Annotated in this window: 19 protein-coding genes and 1 rRNA gene; 3 read left to right on the plus strand and 17 right to left on the minus strand. The window is 70.1% G+C overall.

Annotated features, from left to right (window positions below):
• Nucleotide 1 precedes the first annotated feature (1 nt).
• From topA to ACWDUM_RS06355, 3 genes are all read right to left on the minus strand, one after another.
• Complete coding sequence (gene topA, locus ACWDUM_RS06345) at nt 2-2,938, minus strand: type I DNA topoisomerase (RefSeq protein WP_450133278.1); 2,937 nt, start codon at nt 2,936-2,938, stop codon at nt 2-4.
• 103 nt (nt 2,939-3,041) lie between these two features.
• A complete protein-coding gene (locus ACWDUM_RS06350; protein ID WP_450133279.1) occupies nt 3,042-3,626 on the minus strand; it encodes a hypothetical protein in 585 nt (194 codons plus the stop codon).
• 132 nt (nt 3,627-3,758) lie between these two features.
• Nucleotides 3,759-3,962 carry a cold-shock protein gene (locus tag ACWDUM_RS06355; RefSeq protein WP_005515803.1) on the minus strand — a complete coding sequence of 68 codons (204 nt, stop codon included), beginning with the start codon at nt 3,960-3,962 and terminating at the stop codon, nt 3,759-3,761.
• Nucleotides 3,963-4,338: 376 nt separating this feature from the next.
• Between ACWDUM_RS06355 and ACWDUM_RS06360 the strand changes: the two genes are divergently transcribed.
• The gene (locus ACWDUM_RS06360) at nt 4,339-6,696 is read left to right on the plus strand and encodes a DEAD/DEAH box helicase (protein ID WP_450133280.1); all 2,358 of its coding nucleotides are present in this window, start codon (nt 4,339-4,341) and stop codon (nt 6,694-6,696) included.
• Nucleotides 6,697-6,752: 56 nt separating this feature from the next.
• Here the strand turns inward: ACWDUM_RS06360 and ACWDUM_RS06365 are convergent, their stop codons facing one another.
• The 9 genes from ACWDUM_RS06365 to ssd all read right to left on the minus strand — a co-directional run bounded on the left by ACWDUM_RS06365 (nt 6,753) and on the right by ssd (nt 16,090).
• Nucleotides 6,753-9,269: a lysylphosphatidylglycerol synthase domain-containing protein gene (locus tag ACWDUM_RS06365; protein WP_450133281.1), complete on the minus strand. Its 2,517-nt coding sequence runs from the start codon at nt 9,267-9,269 to the stop codon at nt 6,753-6,755.
• A 9-nt stretch (nt 9,270-9,278) separates the two neighbouring features.
• Complete coding sequence (locus tag ACWDUM_RS06370; protein ID WP_450133282.1) at nt 9,279-11,219, minus strand: amino acid transporter; 1,941 nt, start codon at nt 11,217-11,219, stop codon at nt 9,279-9,281.
• Nucleotides 11,220-11,385: 166 nt separating this feature from the next.
• Entirely contained in the window at nt 11,386-11,802 is a 417-nt protein-coding gene (locus ACWDUM_RS06375; RefSeq protein ID WP_450133283.1) for an Rv3654c family TadE-like protein, read from the minus strand.
• Entirely contained in the window at nt 11,799-12,146 is a 348-nt protein-coding gene (locus ACWDUM_RS06380) for a TadE family type IV pilus minor pilin (RefSeq protein ID WP_450112462.1), read from the minus strand. Before ACWDUM_RS06380 ends, ACWDUM_RS06375 begins: the two co-directional genes overlap by 4 nt.
• A 20-nt stretch (nt 12,147-12,166) precedes the next feature.
• Complete coding sequence (locus tag ACWDUM_RS06385; protein ID WP_450133284.1) at nt 12,167-12,391, minus strand: DUF4244 domain-containing protein; 225 nt, start codon at nt 12,389-12,391, stop codon at nt 12,167-12,169.
• Nucleotides 12,392-12,445: 54 nt separating this feature from the next.
• A complete protein-coding gene (locus ACWDUM_RS06390; RefSeq protein WP_450133285.1) occupies nt 12,446-13,030 on the minus strand; it encodes a type II secretion system F family protein in 585 nt (194 codons plus the stop codon).
• Entirely contained in the window at nt 13,027-13,836 is an 810-nt protein-coding gene (locus tag ACWDUM_RS06395; RefSeq protein WP_450133286.1) for a type II secretion system F family protein, read from the minus strand. The genes ACWDUM_RS06390 and ACWDUM_RS06395 overlap by 4 nt, the downstream gene beginning before the upstream one ends.
• Nucleotides 13,833-15,002 carry a TadA family conjugal transfer-associated ATPase gene (locus ACWDUM_RS06400; RefSeq protein WP_450133287.1) on the minus strand — a complete coding sequence of 390 codons (1,170 nt, stop codon included), beginning with the start codon at nt 15,000-15,002 and terminating at the stop codon, nt 13,833-13,835. The genes ACWDUM_RS06395 and ACWDUM_RS06400 overlap by 4 nt, the downstream gene beginning before the upstream one ends.
• Nucleotides 14,999-16,090, minus strand: a complete 1,092-nt coding sequence (gene ssd, locus ACWDUM_RS06405; RefSeq protein ID WP_450133288.1) for a septum site-determining protein Ssd — start codon at nt 16,088-16,090, stop codon at nt 14,999-15,001. The genes ACWDUM_RS06400 and ssd overlap by 4 nt, the downstream gene beginning before the upstream one ends.
• A 279-nt stretch (nt 16,091-16,369) precedes the next feature.
• Between ssd and ACWDUM_RS06410 the strand changes: the two genes are divergently transcribed.
• The gene (locus ACWDUM_RS06410; RefSeq protein ID WP_450133289.1) at nt 16,370-17,257 is read left to right on the plus strand and encodes an HAD family hydrolase; all 888 of its coding nucleotides are present in this window, start codon (nt 16,370-16,372) and stop codon (nt 17,255-17,257) included.
• A 439-nt stretch (nt 17,258-17,696) separates the two neighbouring features.
• On the opposite strand, the gene ACWDUM_RS06415 is transcribed toward ACWDUM_RS06410, so the two are convergent.
• Nucleotides 17,697-18,446: an oxidoreductase gene (locus ACWDUM_RS06415; protein ID WP_450112451.1), complete on the minus strand. Its 750-nt coding sequence runs from the start codon at nt 18,444-18,446 to the stop codon at nt 17,697-17,699.
• Nucleotides 18,447-18,501: 55 nt separating this feature from the next.
• Entirely contained in the window at nt 18,502-18,957 is a 456-nt protein-coding gene (locus ACWDUM_RS06420; RefSeq protein ID WP_450133290.1) for a VOC family protein, read from the minus strand.
• 209 nt (nt 18,958-19,166) lie between these two features.
• Here ACWDUM_RS06420 and acs point away from each other — a divergent pair, with 209 nt between their 5' ends.
• Entirely contained in the window at nt 19,167-21,110 is a 1,944-nt protein-coding gene (acs, locus tag ACWDUM_RS06425; RefSeq protein ID WP_450133291.1) for an acetate--CoA ligase, read from the plus strand.
• Nucleotides 21,111-21,190: 80 nt separating this feature from the next.
• Here the strand turns inward: acs and rocD are convergent, their stop codons facing one another.
• The 3 genes from rocD to rrf all read right to left on the minus strand — a co-directional run.
• Nucleotides 21,191-22,417, minus strand: coding sequence for an ornithine--oxo-acid transaminase (gene rocD / locus ACWDUM_RS06430; RefSeq protein ID WP_450133292.1), 1,227 nt, complete (start codon nt 22,415-22,417; stop codon nt 21,191-21,193).
• Nucleotides 22,414-23,271 (minus strand): dimethylargininase, encoded by an 858-nt coding sequence (gene ddaH, locus ACWDUM_RS06435; protein WP_450133293.1) that lies wholly within the window; start codon nt 23,269-23,271, stop codon nt 22,414-22,416. Before ddaH ends, rocD begins: the two co-directional genes overlap by 4 nt.
• Before the next feature lie 830 nt (nt 23,272-24,101).
• Nucleotides 24,102-24,187 (minus strand): 5S ribosomal RNA (rrf, locus tag ACWDUM_RS06440); the annotation flags it as partial.

The following is a 24,187-nucleotide window of genomic DNA, read 5'->3' on the forward strand; positions in this document are numbered from 1 at the left end:
GTCAGTCCTCGGCGGCCGGCTTCTTCGCGGGCGCCTTCTTGGCCGCCTTCTTCGCCGGGGCCTTCTTCGCGGCCGCCTTCTTCGCCGGAGCCTTCTTCGCCGGGGCCTTCTTCGCGGCCGCCTTCTTCTTCACCGGGCCGCGAGCCCGCCTGTCCGCCAGCAGTTCCGCGGCGCGCTCGTCGGTGATGGTCTCGACCTCGTCACCCTTGCGCAGGCTGGCGTTGGTCTCGCCGTCGGTGACGTAGGGGCCGAAGCGGCCGTCCTTGATCACCATCGGCTTCTCGGTCACCGGATCGTTCCCGAGTTCGCGCAGCGGCGGCTGCGCGGCACCCTGCCGGCCGCGCCGCTTCGGCTCGGCGTAGATCTTCAGCGCCTCCTCGAGGGTGACGGTGAACATCTGCTCCTCGTTCGCCAACGACCGGGAGTCGGTGCCCTTCTTCAGATACGGGCCGTAGCGACCGTTCTGCGCGGTGATCTCTTCCTTCGACTCCGGATCGACGCCGACCACCCGCGGCAGCGACAGCAGGCGCAGTGCGTCCTCGAGCGTCACGGTCGCGACGTCCATCGACTTGAGCAGCGAGCCGGTCCGCGGCTTCGGCCCGGCGGCCTTCTTGGCCGCCTTCTTCGCGGGAGCCTTCTTGGCCGGGGCCTTCGTTGCGACCGCGCCGTCCGCGTCCGCGCCGGCCACGGGCACCGGAACGATGTCCGGCGTCGGTTCGGGCTCCGGCTCGGGCAGCAGCTCGGTGACGTAGGGGCCGAATCGTCCTTCCTTGGCGACGATCACGTTCCCGGTGAGCGGGTCGGTGCCGAGGCGACGGCCGTCCTGCGGGGTCGCGAACAGCTTCTCCGCGTACTCCGGGGTGAGCTCGTCCGGCGGCAGGTCGTCGGGGAGGTTCGCCCGCTGCGAGACCAGGTCCCCTTCCGGGTCGTCGGGATTGACGACCATCCGCTCCAGGTACGGACCGAATCGGCCGACCCGCACGTGCACCTCGCGGCCCTCGGCGTCGTCGAACAGCCGGATCGAGTTCACCTCGCGGGCATCGATTCCCTCGAGGTTCTCGCCGACCATCTTCTTCAGTCCGCCGGCCCGGGCGACCGAACCCTCCGGCCCCTCGTCGCCGCCGAAGTAGAAGCCGGACAACCAGTTTCCGCGCTGCTCGCGGCCGCCTGCGATCTCGTCGAGATCGTCCTCCATCGCGGCGGTGAAGTCGAAGTCGACGAGCCGGCCGAAGTGCGCCTCGAGCAAACCGATGACGGCGAACGCCACCCACGAGGGCACCAGCGCGCTGCCGCGCTTGTAGACGTACCCGCGATCGAGGATCGTCTTGATGATCGACGCGTAGGTCGACGGCCGGCCGATACCGAGTTCTTCGAGGGTCTTGATCAGGCTGGCCTCGGTGAACCGTGCCGGCGGATTGGTGGTGTGCCCGTCCGGGTCCAGCTTCGAGGCCGTGACGCCCTGCCCCGCGACGAGGACCGGCAGCCGGGACTCGGCGTCGTCGGACTGCCCGCCGGCCTCCTCGTCGACGGACTCGACGTACGCCTTGAGGAAGCCGGGGAACGTGATGGTCCGGCCGGACGCCGAGAACGTGGCCTCCTCGCCCGAACGCGCCGTGCCGGTGATGCGCAGCGTCAGCGTGGTGCCGCGAGCGTCCTGCATCTGCGAGGCGACCGTGCGCTGCCAGATCAGCTCGTACAGCTTGAACTCGTCGGTGCCGAGCTGGCTGTGCAGCTGCCCCGGCGTCGCGAACACGTCACCGGCGGGCCGGATCGCCTCGTGGGCCTCCTGCGCGTTCTTGACCTTGCGGGTGTACTGCCGCGGCGTCGGGCTGACGTACTCGGCGCCGTACAGCTCGGTGGCCTGCGCGCGGGCGGCTGAGATCGCCGACTCCGACAGCGTGGTCGAGTCGGTACGCATGTAGGTGATGTGGCCGTTCTCGTACAGCCGCTGCGCGGTGCGCATGGTCCGCTCGGAGGAGAAGCGCAGCTTGCGCGCGGCCTCCTGCTGCAGCGTCGACGTCATGAACGGCGCGTACGGCTTGCGGCTGTACGGCTTGTCCTCGGCGGACGCGACCGTCAGGTCCACGCCGTGGAGCGCCTCCGCGAGCGTGCGGGCGGCCGACTCGTCGAGCACGGTCACGCCGGTGGACTTGAGTGCGCCGTCGGCGCCGAAGTCGCGGCCGGTTGCGACCCGGTTGCCGTCGACGGCGACCAGCCTGGCCCCGAAGGTGCGCGGGCTGGCGTCCGCACCGGCGTCGAGGGTGGCGGAGATGTCCCAGTACTCGGCCGAGCGGAAGGCCATCCGCTCCCGTTCCCGCTGGACGATGACACGGGTCGCCACCGACTGGACGCGGCCTGCCGACAGCTTCGGCATGACCTTCTTCCACAGCACGGGGCTGACCTCGTAGCCGTAGAGGCGATCGAGGATGCGGCGGGTCTCCTGCGCGTCGACCAGGTCCTGGTCGAGGTCGCGGGTGTCCTCGGCGGCGGCGAGGATGGCGGGCTTGGTGATCTCGTGGAAGACCATCCGGCGGACCGGAATCTTCGGCTTGAGGGTCTCGAGCAGGTGCCAGGCGATGGCCTCGCCCTCGCGGTCGGGGTCGGTGGCGAGGAAGAGTTCGTCGGCGTCCTTGAGCAGGCCCTTGAGTTCGGTGACCTTCGACTTCTTGTCGGGGCTGACGACGTACAGGGGCTCGAAGTCCTGGTCGACGTTCACACCGAGCCGTGCCCAGGGCTCGCCCTTGTACTTCGCGGGCACGTCCGCCGCGCCGCGGGGCAGGTCGCGGATGTGGCCGACCGACGCCTCCACCACGTAGTCCTTACCCAGGTAGGGGGCGATTTTGCGGGCCTTGGTCGGCGACTCGACGATCACGAGCCGACGCGTCCGGCCGGCAGCGGTGGTGGTGTCCCCCGCCGTGTCCTTGTCCCGAGTTGCCACGTCCCTGCCTGCACCTTTCTCGACCTGTATTTCGGTGATCACCCGATTACCAGGGTGACACATCGCGGATCAATCCTCGCAGATCAGCTCCGCGACGACCGTTTTACACCCGGGGCCACGCGGCGGATGCCTCCGCCCCTGCCGGCGGTTCGCCGATGTTCTCCACCAGCCGCAGCAGCCGCCGATGGCCGACGATCCGCAGCCCGGGGGCTGTCCCCCGGGTGCCGAACAGGGTCGGCGCGATTCCCGCCCTCATCAGTGACTGCGCGAGGGGCGCGAAGGTGTCGGGGGCGCGGGGGTCCAGCCCCAGGACGAACCGGTCACCGTCGTTCTCCGCGTGGCCTGCGGCGAGCGCCCACGCCCGCAGTGCCCGCGGCCCCGGCACCCATCCGGGCGGCACCGCCTTGACCGCACCCCGCGTCCACCGCACGGCGAGCACGGCCAGTTCGGGCACCGACGCGGTACGGACCAGTGGGCTGCCCTCGTCCGACCGCGTGAGCTCGGCGACCAGGCCGACGTCCTCGATCATCTCGGCGATGGCGTCGGCCCGCCAGCCGGCGTCGACGACCACCGACACCCGGGCACGGTCCGCGGTGGCCACGATCTGTCCGGGCCCGGCCAGCAGCCCGTCGAGATCCGGCACCTCGGGCGGCACCGTCTCCGCGGAGAAGAACGACAGCTGGTTCATCCCTCGGACAGTAGCCCCGTCGCGCAGGGTTGTTCATGCGACGCGGGGAGGGGGACTGCGCGCCAACACGACTCGTCCCCCGACACCGTACGGTGGCGGGGGACGAGAGATTCGTACCCGGTTACGGGTGAATCAGATGGCGCGAACGCCAGTGGCCTGCGGGCCCTTGGTGCCCTGGCCGACCTCGAACTCGACGCGCTGGTTCTCCTCGAGGGTGCGGAAGCCGCTGCCCTGGATCTCGGAGTAGTGGACGAAGACGTCAGCGGAGCCATCCTCGGGAGCGATGAAGCCGAAGCCCTTCTCCGCGTTGAACCACTTCACAGTGCCCTGTGCCATGCTTTTCCTTCTCTTTCTAACACCGGATGCGGCGGACGGCGCTCACAGCCCACCGGGCCGGTTCCGACCGCTGTACCGCTGATTTCCCCCTCAGGAAAAGCATCGAGCACCGCGCTCGCAACATCGTCCTGCGAGCGCGTACACGAACACAGAAGCTGCGACCGCGTGTTAGTCAACCACGCTTCCTGCGACTGCAACAGTCGAAAATCCATAAAGAAATGATCTTGTTGCCAACTACCGGTCGGTAACCGCAGCTCAGGGCGGCTGTCGGGACTCACCCGGGGCTCGGTTCCAGGCCCGTCGGGCGCCCGCAGTAGCATCAAAAGCCCAGGTCGGAGAGTGTGACCTGGCCAACACAGAACTCGGAGAACAGGCAGTGGACGAACCGGCGAGCTACGGACGCCAACTGCTCGGCCGAGTACTCGCCGGCACGCCCGCGGGCGACGACCCCCTCACCCACGTCGCCGATCTGCCCGCGCGCGAATCCCGCTTCGCGCAATGGCCGGGTTGGGCGAACCCGCAAGTGGTGGAGGCGCTGCGCGAGACCGGGATCCCGCTGCCGTGGACCCACCAGGAACGGGCCGCGAGCCTCGCCGCCGGCGGAACCAACGTCGTCGTCGCCACCGGCACCGCGTCCGGGAAGTCCCTGGCCTACCAGCTGTCGGTCCTGACGGCGCTCGCCGAGGACCCCCGCGCGACCGCGCTGTACCTGGCCCCGACCAAGGCGCTCGGCGCCGACCAGATCCGCGCCGCCGTCACCCTCTGCGACGGCGCGGACGACCTCGCCGACGTCTACCCCAACGCGTTCGACGGCGACACGCCGCAGGAGGTCCGGCAGTGGGTGCGCGGGAACTCGAGGTGGGTGTTCACCAACCCGGACATGCTGCACGTCGGAATGCTCCGGTCGCACCAACGCTGGGCCCACTTCTTCCGCAGGCTGCGCTACGTGGTGATCGACGAATGCCATTCCTACCGGGGCGTGTTCGGATCCAACGTCGCACTCGTCCTGCGCCGGTTGCGCCGCATCGCCCGACGGTATGCCGCCGACCCGGTGTTCGTGCTCGCCAGCGCCACCACCTCCGATCCCGGCGCCGCGGCGTCCCGGCTGATCGGCGCGCCGTGCGAGGAGGTCGTCGAGGACGGCTCGCCGCACGGGCCGCGCACCGTCGCTCTGTGGGAGCCCCCGCTGCTCACCGACGTGACCGGGGAGAACGGGGCCCCGGTCCGGCGCGCCGCCGGTAGCGAAGCCGCCCGGATCATGGCCGACCTGATGGTCGAGGGTGCGCGCACGCTGACGTTCGTGCGCTCGAGGCGCGGCGCCGAACTGACCGCGATGAGCACCCGCAGGCTGCTCGCCGAGGTCGATCCGGATCTGGCCGACCGCGTCGCGGCCTACCGCGCGGGATACCTCGCCGAGGACCGCCGCGAGCTCGAGGCCGCCCTCGCCGACGGCACCCTCCTCGGCGCCGCGACCACCAACGCACTCGAACTGGGCGTGGACATCGCCGGGCTCGACGCGGTGGTCGTCGCGGGATTCCCTGGCACCGTTGCCTCGTTCTGGCAGCAGGCCGGCCGGTCCGGGCGGCGCGGTGAAGGCTCGCTGGTGGTGCTCGTCGCCCGCGACGACCCGCTCGACACCTACCTCGTGCACCACCCGTCCGCGCTGTTGGACAGGCCGGTGGAGGCCACCGTCACCGACCCCGACAACCCGTACGTCCTCGGCCCCCAGTTGCTGTGCGCGGCGATGGAATTGCCGCTCAGTGACGCCGAGGTGGTCGAGTTCGGCGCCCTCGACCTGCTCACCGACCTCGCCGCTCAGGGACTGATCCGTCGACGGGCACACGGCTGGTTCGTCACCTCCGGATCCAATCCCCATGCAGCAGTGGACATCCGAGGCGGCATCGGGCTGCAGGTCGCGATCGTGGACGCCGAATCGGGACGACTGCTCGGCACCGTGGACGGCGGACGCGCCCCCGCCACCACCCATCCCGGGGCCGTCTACCTGCACCAGGGCGAGTCGTTCGTCGTCGACACCCTCGACCTCGAGGAGGGGTTGGCGCTCGTGCACGCCGACACCCCCGAGTGGACGACCTCCGCCCGCGAGACCACCGACATCGCCGTCACCGCCGTCCTCGACCACAGCGACCACGGCCCGGTCACCGTCGCGCTGGTCGAGGTCGAGGTCACCCACCAGGTCGTCGGCTACCTGCGCCGACTGGCGTCCGGCGAGGTGATCGACTCGGTGGAGTTGGACATGCCCGCCCAGACGCTCCCGACCCGGGCCGTGATGTACACGGTGACCCCGGAACTGCTCGAGGGCGCGGGCGTCCCGGCCGACCTGTTCCCCGGCGCACTGCACGCCGCCGAGCACGCCGCGATCGGACTGCTGCCGCTGGTCGCGACCTGCGACCGCGGCGACATCGGCGGGGTGTCGACCGCCCTGCACGCCGACACCGGACTTCCGACAGTGTTCGTCTACGACGGGCACCCGGGCGGTGCCGGGTTCGCCGACCGCGGGCACGCGCAACTGCGCCGCTGGCTGACTGCGACGCGGGATGCGATCGACTCCTGCGAGTGCAACGCCGGCTGCCCGTCGTGCGTGCAGTCACCCAAGTGCGGCAACGGCAACAACCCCCTCGACAAGGCCGCCGCCGCGGCGCTGCTGACCGCGGTCCTCGGCGCCCTCCCCACCCCCGACGCGACCACCGCTGTCACCTCACCGCAGGTTCCGTAATGTCACATTGGGTCACTTGGCGATACCCAATGTGACATTACGGAACCTGCGCGGGGTCAGACGAGGTCGTTGCGTTGCAGCCAGCGCAGGGTGGGCCAGCCGATGAACACCGGCAGCCAGCAGGTGAGCACCCGGTACAGCAGCACCGAGGGCACCGCGATCGCGGCGGGGACGCCGAACGCCGCGAGACCACCGATCAGCGCCGCCTCGACAGCCCCGACACCACCCGGCGTCGGGGCGGCCGAGGCAAGGGTGCCGCCGATCATCGTGACGATGGTGACGGTGACGAACGCTACGGAGCCGCCGAACGCCTCCACACTCGCCCAGAGCGCCAGTGCTGCACCGAGAGTGGTCGCCGCACAGCCGCCGACGATGATGAGGAACCGTCCGGGATCGCGCGCCAGATCGACGAGTTCGGCGGTCAGATCCGCGATCTGGGGGCGGAAGTCGTCGCGCAGCCACCGCCGCAGTTTCGGGACCACCATGAACGCACCGACCGCGCCGAACAGCACTCCCACGATCAGGTAGATGACCGTCGCGCTGGGGATGAAGTGCGACAGGTCGGCGTTCTTGCCCGCCGCGAAGCTGAAGATGATCAACAGCCCGAGGTGCGTGACCACCTGCACCGTCTGCTGCAACGCAACGGCCGCGGTGGCACGCACGCCACCGAGTCCGTTGCGTTGCAGGAACCGCACGCTCAGGGCGAGACCACCGACCCCGGCCGGAGTGGTCGTCGCTGCGAAGGTGTTCGCGAACTGCATGACGGTCAGGTGCCGGAAGTTGACCGACTCGGTCGCGCACGCCCACAGGGCGGCGGCCGCACCGATGTAGGTCAGGCCCGACACCGCCAGCCCGAGCAGCACCCACAACCAGTTCACCGAGCCCATCTCGGTGAGGAAGGTCGGGACCTGGCTGATGAACGGGTAGGCGACGTACACCAGCCCGATCAGCAGCACCAGCTGGATGAGCTGGTTCCGGGAGAAGCGGGTGACCTGCTCGTCGCGGATGACCTCGGTGTCGGTCTGGGTCCGGACCCCCGCGCGGACTGCGCCCATCAGCTCGCCGGGCTCGCGGACCGCCCGGCGGATCCGGCTCGGGGTCGCGGTGCGGGTCAGCCGCCCCGACGCCGCGATGACCCGTTCGGGCCCCACCGCGTCGATCGCCGCCGCCACCGCGCGCTCCACGCCGTACAGGTCGGCGGTCACCAGCAGAAGTTGCGCGGTGTCGGAGAGCAGCAGCGAATCGGACGCCCCGATTTCGGAGCGCGCGAATCCGTCGAACAGCACCTTGCCGTCGTCGATGCGGATGTTCTCGGGACGCAGGTCACCGTGGGACATCTGGTGGGCGTGCAGCCGTCGCAGCCCGTCCCACACCGCGCTCAGGTGGTCGAGGTCGTGGCGGTCCAGCGGTGTGCCGCGAGAGGTGGTGTGCGCATACATCATCCACCCGCGGTCGAGGACCCCCACCGCGACCGGGACGTTGGCGGACAGGCCGAGCGCCCCCAACGCCGTCGCCATCAGTGCCCGGTGTTCGACGGCACGGCGCAGCGACGCGAACGGTGGCAGCGTCTCGCTGCTGCGGAACGTCAGCCACCGGCCTGCCTGCCGGACCACACCTTCGGTCCGCTGGTGCTGACCGAACAGGTCGAGGATCAGCGTGGTCTCGGTCCCGCCGCCGTCCGCCGCCTCGGTCCCCGGGAGATCCGTCGACGCCGTGTTCGCCGGCGAATCGGCTTCGGCCGCGACGGGGTCGAGGACCCCCGCATGCTCGGCCGGCGGGAAGGGCCCGTGCCCGACCTCGGCGCCCGGCTCCAGCCGGCACCGCGCCGCCAGCACCAGCGGCCCGGGGCCGGCCGGGCTGAGGACGGTCAGTTCCCGCACGCCGCGACCGCGGCGGCCGAGCACCCGCAAGGCCAGGTCGACCGGAACCTCCAGCGCGGGGGTACCGACGAACAGCACGACCAGCGCACCGACGAACCAGCCGACGGTGAGCCCGAGCATGGCCCGGGCGGGGACCATGGCGCTGACGAACAGGTGGATCGGCACGAACGCCAGGAGCAGCGCCCACCAGAGCCGACGCCACCGTCTCGGCAGCCACGGCCCGCACACCGTCAGCACGGCTGCGAGCATCGCGATCCACCGCGAGTCGTCGAGGAACTGGGACAGGAAGGTGTCCCGGTGCTCGCTCAGGTCCAGGTGCCACTGGGGTGCGGCGATGCCGTCGCCGGTGATCGACAACGCGACACCGGCGATCAGCGCGGCGACCGCGTAGCCGGCCAGCAACTTCCAGCGTCGTCCGAAGACCATGCCGACGAGGATCGCGAACGGCAGCGCCAGGATCGCGACCCCGTACATCGAGTACACGCGGTTGGACAGTTCCGGGGAGGCGACGCCGATCAGATCGGAGATCGAGTTCTCCAGCGACTCCCACCGACCGCGCGTCAGGTACGAGACCACCACCACGGCCACCACGGCCAGACCCGACAGCACCACCCTCAACTGGTCGCTGGTGCGACGTCGCAGCGGCTGCAACAGGCTTCCGTGGACCGGGATCTCCCGGCCGTCGACTCTCATACCCGCCCCCTACCCGACGTGGACGTGCGGTCGGCGGGACACGTCCGGCTCGGCCCGGCGCAGTACTTCTCTGGTGACCGGGGCCACCTCGCCCTGACCGATGAACAGGAACCGCAGCAGGTTCGAGATCGGGTTTCCCTCGGTCCAGTCGAAATACACGTGCGGGATGGCCCCGGTTCGGTCCCGGATGTCGAGGAGAACCGCGGCGATGGTGTTCGGGATCGCTGCGCTGTTGACCCACAGGATCCGGTGCTCGTCGCGCTGCCGGCCGTGGACGCGTAGCTTCGTCGCGAACTCCGACGAGTCCTTGATGTTGACCTCCAGGAACAGGATCGGTTCGGTGTCGGGAAGGTGGCTCTCGGCACGCTGTTTCGCGGCCTTGGCACGGTAATCCGCCGAACCTCGCCGATCGACGTCGTGGGTGACGATTCGGATGGTGCCGCGGGCGGCCTCGTCGATGAAGCGCTGCGCGGTCTCGTCGTAGCTGACCGAGTCGGCCCGCAACTCGAACGCCCGACTGAACCGGGACGCGAACGACACCACCAGGATTGCGATGATGAACAGGGTGGCGACCTGCACGCCCTCCGGCCGTTCGAAGACGTTGACCACGGTCGTGTAGAGGAAGATCGCCGACACGACAGCGAACCCGACTGCCTTGTGGGGCTGGCCGCGCCGCCGTGCGGAGATCGTGACGGCGACCGCCGCGGACGTGATCAGCACCAGAACTCCGGTCGCGTACGCGGCGCCCTGCGCGTCGACGCCGGCGTCGAAGTACCAGGTGATCGCGAAGGCGATCGTGGCGAACACCAGCACGAGGGGACGGACGGCACGCGCCCAGTCCGGGGCCATCCCGAAGCGGGGCAGGTAGCGCGGTACCAGGTTGAGCAGCCCGGCCATCGCCGACGCGCCCGCGAACCACAGGATGGCGATCGTGCTGACGTCGTACACGGTGCCGAACCCGTTTCCGAGGTACTCGTGCGCCAGGTAGGACAGGGCCCGCCCGTTCGCCTGCCCCCCGGCTTCGAACTCCGCTTCGGGAATCAGCACGATGGTCAGGAAGCTCGTGACGATCAGGAACCCGCTCATGATCAGTGCCGATGTGGTGAGCAGGTGCCGGGCCCCACGGATGCGTCCGCGCGGCGAGGAGGCGGTGTCGGTCTCGTCGCCGGTGATCTGCGGCATCACCGCGACCCCGGTCTCGAAGCCGGACATCCCGAGTGCCAGCTTGGGGAACACGAGCAGGGAGACGGCGATCATCGCCCACGGGCTGCCGTGCTGCGCGGACAGCGCGTGCGTCCAGTCGGTGACGACCGACGGCGCCGTGGCTACGTGCCAGAAGCCGGCCACCACGACAACGAGGTTCAGGGCGAGGAACGCGGCGACCAGAGCGACCGCGATGCCGATAGCCTCGGAGAACCCCTTGAGGAACACCGCCGCCAGCAGGGCCAGCAACACCAGGGTGACCACCAGGTTGCGCCCGTCCAGGAAGCTCGGGGCGAACGGGTTCTCGACGACGTGTGCGGCACCGTCGGCGGCCGAGAGCGTCATCGTGATGATGAAGTCGGTCGCGGCGAAGCCGAGCAGCACGAGGACGAAGATCTTGCCACCCCAGCGCGGCAACAGTTTTGCGAGCATGGCGATCGAGCCCTCCCCGCGGGGGCTCTCGGCCGCGACCCTCCGATACACCGGCAGCGCTCCGAGGAGGGTCAGCGCGACGAGGACGAGCGTGGCCAGCGGCGACAGCACACCGGCAGCCAACGCCGCGATGCCGGGCTGGTACCCGAGGGTGGAGAAGTAGTCGACGCCGGTCAGGCACATCACCTTCCACCAGGGGTGCTTGTGCTCCTCCTTCTTCGGCGGTGACCGGAAGGGCCCCTGGTGCCCGGCGGGCTCCTCGGTGATGTCCGCGAGCAGCCACGATCGCAGTCGCAGCGCGGAACGGTCCGTCATGGTCACACCCGAATCCTGCCATTGGCCCCGATACCCGGCGCCGAGGATATGTGCGTGTTGCACATCCGGGCGTGCTAACGACGGGTCGAGCCCGTACCGGGCCGACCGTCCGGTCCCGACGGGTCCCACCCGCCGGCAACAACGCAGCATCGACCGAACCACACAGTCACCGGGCAGGTGAGCGACTCCGCGCCGAGTCGGCCCCTGTCAGGGAAGTGCCGGTTCCGGTGGCGACACCTCGGTCCGCGGCGGGCCCCGCGCGGGCCGCGGCGGTCGCCTCCGTGTACCCGAGCGAGAGCGGCACCGGAACCGCCACCCTCACGACCGCGTCCCAGCCCTCCAGCCGGCACTCGAGCACCGCGGCCCGCGACCGGCCTGCGACTTCGCCGGCAGCGGCGCACGCACCGTCCACCCCGAGATCGGCCACGCCCGCCGCGGCCAAGGCTCCGAGGTCCGCGACGGCCTGCGCCCGGTGCCGGGTCACCACCGCCGAGCCGAGATGCCCGACCGCCGCAACGACAGCCACGAGCGCCAGCATCGCGAAGCACGACAACACCGTCGCAGAGCCACGCTCATCCCTCACCGCGACCCTCCCTCATCGACAACCGAGTCCTCGAGCGCTGCAACGGCTTCCGCGGAAACCTCGAGCATCGGAAACAGGGCCGCGTCGACCCGAACGCGCGCGGTCACGAACCCTTCGGCCTCGTGCAGATCGATGCGCGCGCCGTCCGGCGCCACCCGCCGCGCGGCCGGTACCGCCTGGTCGTGGTCTCCACGCGCCGCCAGGCGCGCCGCCTCCCGCGCGGCGTCGATGCACCGCACCTGCGCGGTCACGGCGAGCACCGCGCCGACGCACAGAATCACGACCACGACGATCGCCGTCAACGCGATCGCGGCCTCGACCGTGACCGCACCCCGGTCGCCGATTGCCGGGGTGCGGCCGGTGACTACACCGACGTGCTGAGCGCCTTGTCGATGATGCCGGTCAGCGCGGAGACGATGCTGTCGCCGGTGACCACCGAATACAGCACCGCCCCGAACGCCGCGGCAGCGATGGTGCCGATCGCGTACTCCGCCGTCGACATGCCGTCGTCCGCCACCGCGGCCAGCAGCAGGCGCATCCGAAGCACTCGTGCACCGGCCCGAACCGAACGCAGTCCCTTGTCGGACATGACTTTCCCCCTTGATCTTCGTCGCGGCCGTTCCGCGACGACGTGCGTGTGCTGTCACAGCAACCCCTCACCGAGCACGTGTGTGGCGAGCCCGATGACGACCGGGGCGATACCCAGGCACAGGAACGCGGGCAGGAAGCACAGGCCGAGCGGGCCGCTGATGAGCACGCCGGCACGTTCGGCTGCCGCCGCGCCGCGGTCCTCGATCGAGGCGCGTTCCTCGGCCGCGAGTTCGGCCATGGCGTCAGCGAGCGCGGATCCGGATCGCGCCGAGCGCCGGGCCATCCGCGACAGCGCCTCGGTTTCGGGGCAGGTGCCCGCGTGCTGCCACGCGATGTCGGGCTCGGCCCCGAGCGCCAGGAGGTTCGCCGCCCGGCGCAGCACCTCCGCGAGTGGATCCGGCGCCTCCTCTGCCACGGCGGCGGCTGCGGCGGCCACCGGCAGGCCGGATCGCATGCACGCCGCAAGCAGGTCGTAGCTGGCCGCGCCCGCCAGCGGATCCGGTGACGCCGGGCCGGCGCGTCGTGGGACGACGTCCGGGACGTGCCCGGGCAGCGCCCGCAGCCGCGCACGGGCGACGGTCGCACCGGGCGCCGCGAGCACCGCCGCGGCGAGGGCGAGCCCGGCCGCGCCGATCATGCCGTCGCCCGGGTGGTGATTCGGTCGGCCCAGGCCAACCCGGCGCAGGCGAGTGCGGTGCCGACGACCAGAAGGATGCCCCCGAGCCCGCCGGACAGCAGCACCCGCACGGGCCCCGCACCCATCATCTGGCCGAGTCCCACGCCGAGCAGCGGTAGCCCGGCGAGGACCGCGGCCGTGGCCCTGGCGCCGGCCATCCCCGACTCCACTCGAGTGCGAAACCTGATCCGCCCCAGCAGATCCGCCCGTGCCGCTTCGAGCAGATCGGCGAGCGCGATGCCGTGCCGTTCGGCGATCTTCCAGGCGGCCGCGATGCGGTCGAGGTCCGAAGCGATGTCCGCGTCACCCGATTCGCCGCGACGACCCCCGGCGACAAGCCCCTGCGCCGCACTCCCCCCGAGGCGTGCGGTGGCGGCGGCGGACCGAAATGCTTGGGCAACGGAACCTCTCGTCTCGTCCGCGGCGCCGTTGCACGCGGCCTCGGGGTGCGCTCCGACTCGGAGATCGGCGATGACGACCTCGAGCGCCGCGAGCAGGGTCCGGAGCTCCCCCGCACGACGGCGGGTCCGCCGCGATCGCCGCACCCGATATCCCACGGTGCCCAAGACCATCGCCGTCGCCGCACCGGCGGCCGGTTCGACGACCGTCGCGGCCGCGACCGCGGAGGCAGCGAGCGTCACACCGATTCGGGGCAGCGCCCCGTGGACCGCGCCGTGCCGGTCCGGCCGTGACCGCAGCCGGTGACGTGCCGGCGACGCCGGCACGACGAGCAACGCCACCGCCGCAACCATCAGTGCGGCGGTCACCGGTTCGCCCGTTTCAGCAGAGTGTGCAACCGGTCCGCACCCGGACCCCAACCCTCGCGCCACGCGGGTACCACCATCACCTCGCCGGAGGAGTTCCTTTCCAGCACAGCTACTTCCGCCAGAGACCGATGGCCGGTCGCGTTCCGGCGGCAATGCAGGACGACCTGCACCGCGGCGGCGAGCTGACTGTGTAGCGCCGCCCGATCCATCCCGCCGAGCGCCGCGAGCGCCTCGAGCCGGGCGGGCACCTCCTCGGGCGAGTTGGCGTGGACGGTTCCGGCGCCACCGTCGTGACCGGTGTTCAGCGCGGTGAGCAGATCCACCACCTCGGCTCCGCGCACCTCACCGACGACGATGCGGTCCGGCCGCATCCGCAGTGCCTGGCGCACGAGGTGCCGAACCGACACCTCCCCCACCCCTTCGACATTCGCCGGACGAGCGACCAGTCGCACCACGTGCGGATGGTTCGGGGCAAGTTCGGCCGCGTCCTCGACGCACACGATCCGCTCACCCGCCGAGACCGTCGCCAGCAGCGCGGCGAGCAGAGTGGTCTTGCCCGCCCCGGTCCCGCCGATCACCAGGAACGCCAACCGCGCGGCGACGATGCGGCGCAGCAGCTCGTGCGATTCCGCCGTCAAGGTGCCCGAACGGAGCAACGCGTCGAGGCCCTGGGTGGCCGGCCGCAGCACCCGCAGGGACAGACAGGTACCGGCCTGCGCGACGGGGGCGAGCACCGCGTGCAGGCGCACCCCGAAGTTCGCGCCGGGTGTGCCCGGCAACCGGCCGTCCACCCATGGCTGGGCGTCGTCCAGTCGCCTGCCCGCGGCGAGTGCAAGACGCTGCGCGAGCCTGCGCACCGCGGCCTCGTCGGCGAACGCGACGGGGGCACGCTCGAGCCCGCGCCCCCGATCGACCCACACCTCGTCCGGGCCGGTGACCAGGACATCCGACACGTCGGGCTGCCCGAGGAGCGGTTCGAGGATCCCCGCCCCGGTCAGTTCGGTCTGCAGGGTCCGCAACGCTTCCAGCAGGTCGGTGTCACCGAGCACCCCGGACGCCTCGGCGCGGATCGCCGCGGCCACCGTCGCCGGGGTGGGCGTGTCCGACGTCTGCGCGAGCCGCCCGCGCACCCGGTCCAGCAGGTCCGCGGACACCAGCGCGCTCACGAGTCCCGCCCGGCGGTAGCGACGAGGTCGAGAACCGCCGTGGCCGCGCGGCGCAACGGCGATCGACCGCGCAGCCGCAGCCCGCCGTGTTCGAGCGCGGTGGCCAGACCCGGCTCCGGACGCATCGACGCAAGAACCGGCACGCCAAGCAGATCCGCGATCTCGGTGCCACGTAACCCACCCGGCGCCGGACCACGAACCACCGCAACGACATTGGGATGCTGGTCCCGCAGCCCGGCGAGCAGCGCCTCGGCCGCGGCGACCGCGCGGACTTGCGCGCGAATCACCACGACGACGACGTCGGCGAGGCTCAACGCGAGTTCCGTGACCGAGCGCGAGTACCGCGGCACGTCACACACCACCACGTCCCCGGCGGCGCGACCCGCCTCGACCACCGCGGTGAGCGCTGCCGCGCCCGGCTCCTCGAGTCCCGGCCCGCGACCGCACGACAGGACCGAGACTCCCTCCCCGAGACCGGGCAGCGCGGCGTGCAGCGCAGCAGCCGACACCGCACCACCCTCGACGAGCAGCGATGGCCACCGCAGTCCCGGCCGCTGCTCGGCGCCGAGAAGCAGGTCCAGGCCACCTCCGAGAGCGTCGCAGTCGACGAGCAGGGACCGCCGCCCGGGGCACTTGACGGGGCCGGTCAGTGCGAGCGCGGCCGCCAGAGTCGACGCGCCGGCACCGCCGCGACCACCCACGACTGCGACGACCGGTCCTCGCCCGTCACGCCCCTCGGCGCGCCGGGCGAGGACGGCCACCAGGTCCGCCTCACCGGCGGGCAGGCTGAGCACCGATTCGGCACCCACAGCGGTCGCGGCGCGCCATTCGGGCGCCCCGGGCGGGCCGGAGCAAACGAGGTGTACCCCACCGCGCCGGGGCAGGTTCGCTCCCGCGCACCCGTGCGCCGACTCCGCGTCCACCACGACGTGGGAGGCGCCGACCCACAACCGGCGCGGCGCAGGCGAGGGGTGCTCGACGATCTCGCGGTCGGCCGCAGCACCGGCGCGGCGGACGCCGGAGGACAGTTCTGCATCGGCGGTGAGCACGAGGACCTGCAGCCGTTCCGCGTCCCTTGGTGTGTCCATGTATCGAGCGTGCGGGCACGGACAGCGGCGCACCAGAGGATGTCCGCCGATTGTGGAGAACTTTCGTCGCCTGTGGACAACCCTCGCGACCTGCCTCGAAAATGGCGATCCACCAGGAGCTTCGGTACCCGGACCGAAGAAGACCCCCGCCAGGGGGGGAGGAGGCGGGGGTCTTCGGAGTTCAGTCCCGGGGGGTCGGACTGAACACACCTAGATCAAGTCCAGGTGCCCCTGATACTACACCTCGCCGCCCATCCCATCGCAAGTTCAACTGGTCACATGTCCATATTGCGGCCCGCCGTGCGCGCGGCTGTCCGCGACCGCAGGCCGGACCTCTACTCTGTACCCGTGACGGCGAACACGCAGGAGAGTTCGGAGGATCGGCGCGTGGCCGCATTCTTCGACCTCGACAAGACCATCATCGCCAAATCGAGCATCCTGGCCTTCAGCAAGCCGTTCTTCGAGCAGGGGCTGATCAACCGTCGCGCCGTGCTCAAGAGCAGTTACGCACAGTTTCTCTTCCTCGTCTCCGGCGCGGACCACGACCAGACCGAGCGGATGCGCGTGCACCTGACGAACATGTGCGCCGGCTGGGACGTGGACCAGGTGCGGACGATCGTTGCCGAGACCTTGCACGACATCGTCGACCCCCTCGTCTTCTCGGAGGCGGCCGACCTGATCGCGGACCACAGGGCCCGCGGCCACGACGTGATCGTGGTGTCCGCGTCCGGCGAGGAGGTGGTGACCCCGATCGCGCAGGCACTCGGCGCCGACCACTCCGCCGCCAGCCGGATGGCGGTGAAGGACGGCAGGTTCACCGGCGACCTCGAGTTCTACTGTCACGGTGAGGGCAAGGCCCGGGCGATCCGCGAACTGGCCGCGACCCACGGGTACGACCTCGACCGTTGCTACGCCTACTCCGACTCGTCCACCGACCTGCCGATGCTCGAGGCCGTCGGACACCCGACAGCCGTGAATCCCGATCGCACACTCCGCAAGGAGGCAACCGAAAAGGGTTGGCCCGTACTGACTTTTTCGAACCCGGTGCCGTTGCGAGCCCGACTACCCTCGGCGTCGACGACCTCCACGATCGCCGCCACTGCGGTCGGATTCGCTGCCGTCGCGGCGGGCGCGGTGACGTACGGAGTATTGCGCCGCCGGCGCTGACACAGGCAAAAAACTGGTATCGATCCAGGCCCGGATATCCCTTGAAGTGCGCGGAGTCACAGGGTACAAAGGAGTTACGGACGAACGGCAGGCCAGGATCGAATCAGAAGAGAAGAGTCGATTCCCCAGTCGGGAGTCCCAGCACGGACACCAGGCACCCACGCGGAGCGCAAGCCACTATAAGGGCAGAGTCATTGTGGGCCTGCGTAACTCGCGCACACGTTGGCGAGAACCTTGCACAAGTTGCAGAGGCGAACCGACGGTACGTGAGCCTACGCCGAGGCCGGATCACAGACCATTTTGCACGCTTGGTAACCAGGTAGTCCGTGCTAGCGGGCGGCGAAGTCGACAGCAGTCGGCAGCGCCGCCCGTTTCATGCGCCGACAGCATCGACGCCGTAAAGGAATTTCCTCCGCTTTCCGCTGTCCCGCAGGCCGATTCAGGGTGCTGCGGCCTCCGCGATGGAAAGCGCCTCCCGGGCACCGGCTTCGAGCGCGCCACAACACAGGATCACCCATCCCCCGACACCCTCGACCGTCCCTGACGCGAACCCGGTGGCCGCATCCCGGTAGGCCTGCTGCCGACGCAGCCAACTGACCTCGGGCACCCCAAGATTGTGCGGATCGAGTCCGGTCGAGACCGCCACCAGACGCGAGGCCGCCCGGGCCACGACGCCGTCACCGGTACCGAACGGCCGCAACGCCAGCAGCTCACCGTGAACCACGGCCGCCAGCACCGGGGCCGGGGCCTTCGTTCCACCGGTCACCAACTGCGCGAGCAGGTCCAGCCGCTCGCCCACGCCCGGTTCGGTACGCGGACGCCCCAGAGCCGCCTCGTCGTCGACCAGCCCGGCCGCAGCCAGCAGGTGCAGTCGCGCCAACGCCTGCAGCGGTGCGCGCTGCCACGTCGAGACCGTGTTCGCCAGCGCGTCCCCGTCGAGCGCCTGCGCAACCCGCAGTGCCCCGGTCAGCACCGGATCTCCCACCTCACCGGCGCCGGGAAGTTCGGTGCTGCCGCCGTCGATCGACGCCGACGCCCGCGCGGCCCGAACCGACGCCTCGGCCGCCGTGGTCGGCCAGCCACGCCGGTTCGTCTTGTGCCGATGCACCTCGCCGAGCGCGTCGCGGGCCCGGTCGGCGGCCTCACGCACGCCGGGCAGGTCCACCAGGGGCTGAAGTGGGTCGTTCACACCGGTCGACGCTACCTGCTGCCACCTACCGACCTCGCACGCAGGCAATCCCCACTCACTCCAGGCCGTCGGGCGTGCCGATCTCCACGCGACCGTCCGAATGCACCACCAGTCCGGGATTGTGGACAACCTCCCAGCGGTAGCCGTCGGGATCCGCGAAGTAGCCGCTGTACCCGCCCCAGGCCCGGCGGGCCCCGGGAACCAGAACGGCCCCGCCGGCGGCCACGGCACCGGACAGCACCGCGTCGACCTCGTCCGCCCCGTCCACGTTGTGTCCGAGCGTGACGGGGGCACGCCCCTCCGCGGCCACCGGAGGGGCGGTCGGTCCGGATTCTCCTGCCATCGCATCGATCGACCACAACGCCAGGACCACTCCCCCACCGACCTGGAGGAACAACACCTCGCCCGGCACGTACAGCGTCGGGCGCCAATGCAGGCCGTCGACGTAGAAGGCATACGCACGGGCGACATCGGCCACGCCGAGCGTGACGACATTCACATGCTGCTGCATGCACCCACTGAACCATCTCGAGGTGCAACCCGCCCTACCTGCGGTGTCCATTCGTCGCGCCCGATCGCCGTCGGTCGCCCCGAAACGACCGGTCACCGCAGGAACGGGGGTTGCAAGCGGATGCAACGATGCGCTCGCCTGCAGCTGTGACTACCCTCACAACTGCGCCGATCGACGCGCCACGACACTGAAATGAGGGTACGGCCGACATGACCAGCACCGCCGACACCAGCGCCGCCGAGCACGGGGCCGAGATCTACCCGCCGAGCCCGGCGTTCGCCGCGGCGGCCAACGCCGGCCCGGAACTGCAGGTCGCCGCGGACGCGGACCGCCTCGGCTTCTGGGACACCCAGGCCAAGCGCCTGGACTGGGCGACGCCGTGGTCGCAGGTCCTCGACTGGTCCGACGCCCCCGTCGCGAAGTGGTTCGTCGGCGGCACCCTGAACGTGGCATACAACTGCGTGGACCGGCACGTCCTCGCCGGTAACGGCGACCGCGTCGCCATCCATTTCGAGGGCGAACCGGGCGACTCGCGGTCGCTGACCTACAACGACCTGCTCGCCGAGGTCTCCCGCGCGGCGAACACCTTCACCGAGCTGGGGTTGGTGGCCGGGGACCGGGTCGCGATCTACATGCCGATGATCCCCGAAGCGATCGTCACCATGCTCGCCTGCGCGCGCCTCGGGCTCACCCACTCGGTGGTGTTCGCCGGGTTCTCCGCCACCGCATTGCGCTCACGCATCGACGACGCCGCCGCGAAGCTGGTGGTCACCGTGGACGGGCAGTGGCGCCGCGGTCAGGCCGCCCCGCTCAAGCCCGCCGTCGACGAAGCCGTCGCGGGTGCGGAGTCCGTGGAGCACGTGCTGGTGGTCAAGCGCACCGGCATCGACGTCGACACCGTCGAAGGCCGGGACCTGTGGTGGCACGAGACCGTCGAGAAGGCCTCCGACCAGCACGCGGCGCAGCCGTTCGACGCCGAGCACCCGCTGTTCATCCTCTACACCTCCGGCACCACCGGAAAGCCCAAGGGCATCATCCACACCTCCGGCGGGTATTTGACGCAGGCCTCCTACACGCACCACAACGTCTTCGACCACAAGGCCGGCCAGGACGTGTACTGGTGCACCGCCGACATCGGCTGGGTCACCGGCCACTCCTACATCGTCTACGGCCCCCTCTCCAACGGTGTCACCCAGGTCGTGTACGAGGGCACCCCCAACTCCCCGAACGAGCACCGGCATTTCGAGATCATCGAAAAGTACGGCGTCAGCATCTATTACACGGCGCCGACGCTGGTGCGCACGTTCATGAAGTGGGGCCGCGAGATTCCCGACGCCCACGACCTGTCCTCGATCCGGCTGCTCGGCAGTGTGGGTGAGCCGATCAACCCGGAGGCGTGGCGCTGGTTCCGCGACGTCATCGGCGCCGGCACCGCCCCCATCGTCGACACCTGGTGGCAGACCGAGACCGGCGCGATCATGATCTCCCCGCTCCCGGGGATCACCGCCACCAAGCCCGGCTCGGCGATGGCACCGCTGCCCGGCATCTCGGCGGAAATCGTCGACGACGAGGCCCGCCCCCTCGGCCCGGGAGGCAACGGGTATCTGGTGCTCGACGAGCCGTGGCCGTCGATGCTGCGCGGCATCTGGGGGGACATGGACCGTTACAAGGACACCTACTGGTCCCGCTACGCCGAGGAGGGCTGGTACTTCGCCGGTGACGGCGCCAAGTACGACGAGGACGGCGCGTTGTGGGTCCTCGGCCGCGTCGACGACGTCATGAACGTGTCCGGGCACCGCATCTCCACCTCGGAGGTCGAATCCGCCCTCGTCGGGCACCACGCGATCGCCGAAGCCGCAGTCGTGGGCGCCGCGGACGAGACCACCGGGCAGGGCATCGTCGCGTTCGTGATCCTGCGCGAAGGCGCGGAGAACACCGGTGAGACCCTGATCGCGGAACTGCGCGCGCAGGTGTCGACGGAGATCTCCCCGATCGCCAAGCCGCGGCAGATCACCGTGGTTCCGGAACTGCCGAAGACCCGGTCGGGGAAGATCATGCGCCGCCTGCTGCGGGACGTCGCCGAGGGTCGCGACCTCGGCGATACCTCCACCCTCGTCGACCCCAAGGTCTTCGAAGCAATCCGAGGAAAGTAGCGGGCATCGCCCGCGCGGAAACAGTCCGGCACCGAGTGACGACGAGGCCCCTTCACCAACAGGCGAGGGGGCCTCGTCCGTCACCCACCCTCAACCAGGCAGTCCGCCAATTGCTTTACTGCCCATGCGATCTCGTCCCGCTCGATCACCAGAGGGGGCGCGAGCCGGATCGTCCCCTCGTGGGCGTCCTTGGCCAGTACCCTGCGGGACAGCAGTCGCTCGCACACGACCCGCGCCGACGGCTGACCCTCCGCGAGATCGACGCCGGCCCACAGCCCGCGCCCCCGGACGTGCGCCACGGCATCTGCGGGCAGCGTCGCCAGCAGTGAGTGCATGTACTCCCCCAGTTCCACACTGCGCCTCTGGAACTCGCCGGTTTCGAGCATCCGCACGACTTCGGTGCCCACCACGCATGCGAGTGGGTTCCCGCCAAAGGTACTGCCGTGCTGCCCCGGACCGATGACACCCATCACCTCCCAGTCGGCCACCACCGCCGACACCGGAAGAATCCCACCCCCCAATGCCTTTCCGAGAAGGTAGACGTCGGGGACCACCTGCTCGTGGTCGCACGCAAACGTCTCGCCGGTTCGGCCGAGCCCGCTCTGGATCTCGTCGGCCACCATGAGAATGCCGCGCTCGTCGCACAGCCCGCGGACCGCCGCGAGAAAACCGTCGGGAGGAACCCGAACCCCCGCCTCGCCCTGGATCGGTTCGATCAGCACCGCAACGGTGTTCGCGCTGACGGCCGATGCCAGCGCGTCGATGTCGCCGTACGGGACGGTCCGAAACCCCGGCGGGTACGGGCCGAAACCGTTGTGGGCGTCGGGATCCGTCGAGAAGCCGACGATCGCGATCGTGCGGCCGTGGAAGTTGCCCTCGAAGGTGATGATCTCCGCCCGGTCGGGCGGAACTCCCTTGACGTCGTAGCCCCAGCGGCGTGCCAGTTTGAGCGCGGTCTCGACCGCCTCGGCACCGGTATTCATCGGGAGCACGGCATCCTTGCCGCACAGGCCGGCGACGGCCTCACAGAAGTCCGCGAACGCCGCGTGCTGAAAAGCGCGGCTGGTCAGGGTCAGCCGGCCGAGCTGCCGCTCCACCACCCCGACCAGCCGTGGGTGGCGGTGCCCGAAATTCAGCGCCGAGTACCCGGCCAGCATGTCGAGGTAGTCGACGCCGTCGACACCGCGGGCCCACGCACCGCTGGCGACCTCGAGCACCACCGGCAGCGGATGGTAGTTGTGCGCACTGTGCGCGTCGGCCCGCGCCAGCTCGGCCGCGGTCCGGGACTGCGACGGAACCTCGTTCACGACTGCGCCCCGGGGCTCCAACCCCGCAGTTCCAGTGTGCAGCATTTGATTCCGCCACCGGACTTGAGGAACTCCGACATGTCCACGGGAACGGGGTTGTATCCACGAGCGCGCAACCGCGACGCCAGAGCCGTCGCCTGCGCGCCGAGCACCACGTTGTGTCCGTCGCTCACCAGGTTCAGCCCCAGGCACCGAGTGTCCGCTTCGGTGGCAATGACAGCGTCCGGGAAGAGTGATCGCAGCAGGGTGACGCTCCGCTCGTCGAACGCGGAGGGAAGGTACGCGATCGTACGGTCGTCGAGCACACCCATCGCAGTGTTGAGGTGGTAGTAGCGGGAGTCGACCAACCGGAGCGTCGCGACCCGCTTGCCGAGGTGCCACTCGGCCTCGGCATGCGCGCGTTGGTCCGTGCGGAATCCGGTGCCTGCGAAGATCATCTCGCCGACGACGAGCAGGTCTCCGCCGCCCTCGTTGAGGTAGCGCGGGCGTCGGGGTTTGCGCAGGCCGTTCGACTCGAACCACCGCATCACGTACTCCGCCTCGGGCGCCCGATGCTCACTGCGGTACCGGGCGCCCAGGGCAACACCGTCGACGACCAGACCGCTGTCCGCGACGAAGACCATGTCGGGCAGCCCCGGAACCGGGTCGACCAGGTGCACACCATGTCCGAGATCCCGGTACACCTCGACGAGAGACTCCCACTGACGCTGCGCCAGCGCACGGTCCACCGGGATCGAGGGGTCCATCCAGTCGTTGATCCGGTATGGGACGTCGAAGTAGGTCGGGGGGCACATCAGGTACTCGTGCCGCGACGGCGGAATCTGCGACGTGGTGGTGCCGGACCTCGATGTCATCGTCATCTCGTACCCCCCTCAGGGCAACCGGTGAGGTCAGTATCCGCGCCCGCCACCGGTCCCGCCACCGGAGACGGCGCTGCACACGCGCTCCATCCGATGCACACGGGTGTCCGACATGGAACAGCTGTGTGGATACTCCGTGCACATTGGGTTGTGTGGTGCCCGGCACCGTCCACTACCGCGGCCGGCCACAGCTCAGGTCGGCGAATCCGACCGCACACCCCGGAACGGTCAGGGGACCTGTACACACGACTTTGCTTCGGTGCACACGGCCGTTGCGCGTGCATTCGGGTGTGTGGACGCCGCATCGGGTGTGTGCACGGGGGTTTTGGCGCCGAGCGGCCAACTGTCGTGTGCACGCGCCCTGTCGTCGGTACACACAGCCCTTATGCGTGCATTCCGTGTGTGCACGCTCCAACAGGTACGTGCACACGGGTTTTCCGCGCCGGGTAGCGGAATTGTCGTGTGCACACGACTCTTCGTCGGTGCACACAGCCTTTGCGCGTGCATTCCGTGTGTGAAGGCGACATCGGGTGTGTGCACAGGGGTTTTCGACACCGCACCGACTGCTACCGCGGCATCGGCGCGCGGCCTCCCCACCGGGTACCGCCACCGGCATCGCGGCACGGCCTCCCGCCGGGCCGTGCACACAGGAGTTCGCCGGTCCACACGGCCTTTGCGCGTGGATTCCGTGTGTGGACGCGGCATCGGGTGTGTGCACACCGGAACCGCCGGCCAAGCTCCCAAACGGGGAGAAACACCCCAGAAATGCCGAAAGCCCGGGACCAGAAGAAAATCTCCTGATCCCGGGCAACCGGGGATGTTATGTACGGCGGTGTCCTACTCTCCCACACCCTGTCGAGTGCAGTACCATCGGCGCTGGAGGGCTTAGCTTCCGGGTTCGGAATGGGAC

The sequence above is a fragment of the Rhodococcus sp. NPDC003322 genome, assembly GCF_053589555.1.

What these genes read in the sequence shown, in the direction of transcription:
- ACWDUM_RS06390 (WP_450133285.1), bottom strand. Translation starts at nt 13,030, where the DNA reads ATGATCGGCGCGGCCGGGCTCGCCCTCGCCGCGGCGGTGCTCGCGGCG.
- ACWDUM_RS06355 (WP_005515803.1), bottom strand. Translation starts at nt 3,962, where the DNA reads ATGGCACAGGGCACTGTGAAGTGGTTCAACGCGGAGAAGGGCTTCGGC.
- ACWDUM_RS06365 (WP_450133281.1), bottom strand. Translation starts at nt 9,269, where the DNA reads ATGAGAGTCGACGGCCGGGAGATCCCGGTCCACGGAAGCCTGTTGCAG.
- ssd (WP_450133288.1), bottom strand. Translation starts at nt 16,090, where the DNA reads ATGGACACACCAAGGGACGCGGAACGGCTGCAGGTCCTCGTGCTCACC.
- ACWDUM_RS06410 (WP_450133289.1), top strand. Translation starts at nt 16,370, where the DNA reads ATGTCCATATTGCGGCCCGCCGTGCGCGCGGCTGTCCGCGACCGCAGG.
- ACWDUM_RS06385 (WP_450133284.1), bottom strand. Translation starts at nt 12,391, where the DNA reads ATGTCCGACAAGGGACTGCGTTCGGTTCGGGCCGGTGCACGAGTGCTT.
- ACWDUM_RS06420 (WP_450133290.1), bottom strand. Translation starts at nt 18,957, where the DNA reads ATGCAGCAGCATGTGAATGTCGTCACGCTCGGCGTGGCCGATGTCGCC.
- acs (WP_450133291.1), top strand. Translation starts at nt 19,167, where the DNA reads ATGACCAGCACCGCCGACACCAGCGCCGCCGAGCACGGGGCCGAGATC.
- ACWDUM_RS06370 (WP_450133282.1), bottom strand. Translation starts at nt 11,219, where the DNA reads ATGACGGACCGTTCCGCGCTGCGACTGCGATCGTGGCTGCTCGCGGAC.
- ddaH (WP_450133293.1), bottom strand. Translation starts at nt 23,271, where the DNA reads ATGACATCGAGGTCCGGCACCACCACGTCGCAGATTCCGCCGTCGCGG.
- ACWDUM_RS06350 (WP_450133279.1), bottom strand. Translation starts at nt 3,626, where the DNA reads ATGAACCAGCTGTCGTTCTTCTCCGCGGAGACGGTGCCGCCCGAGGTG.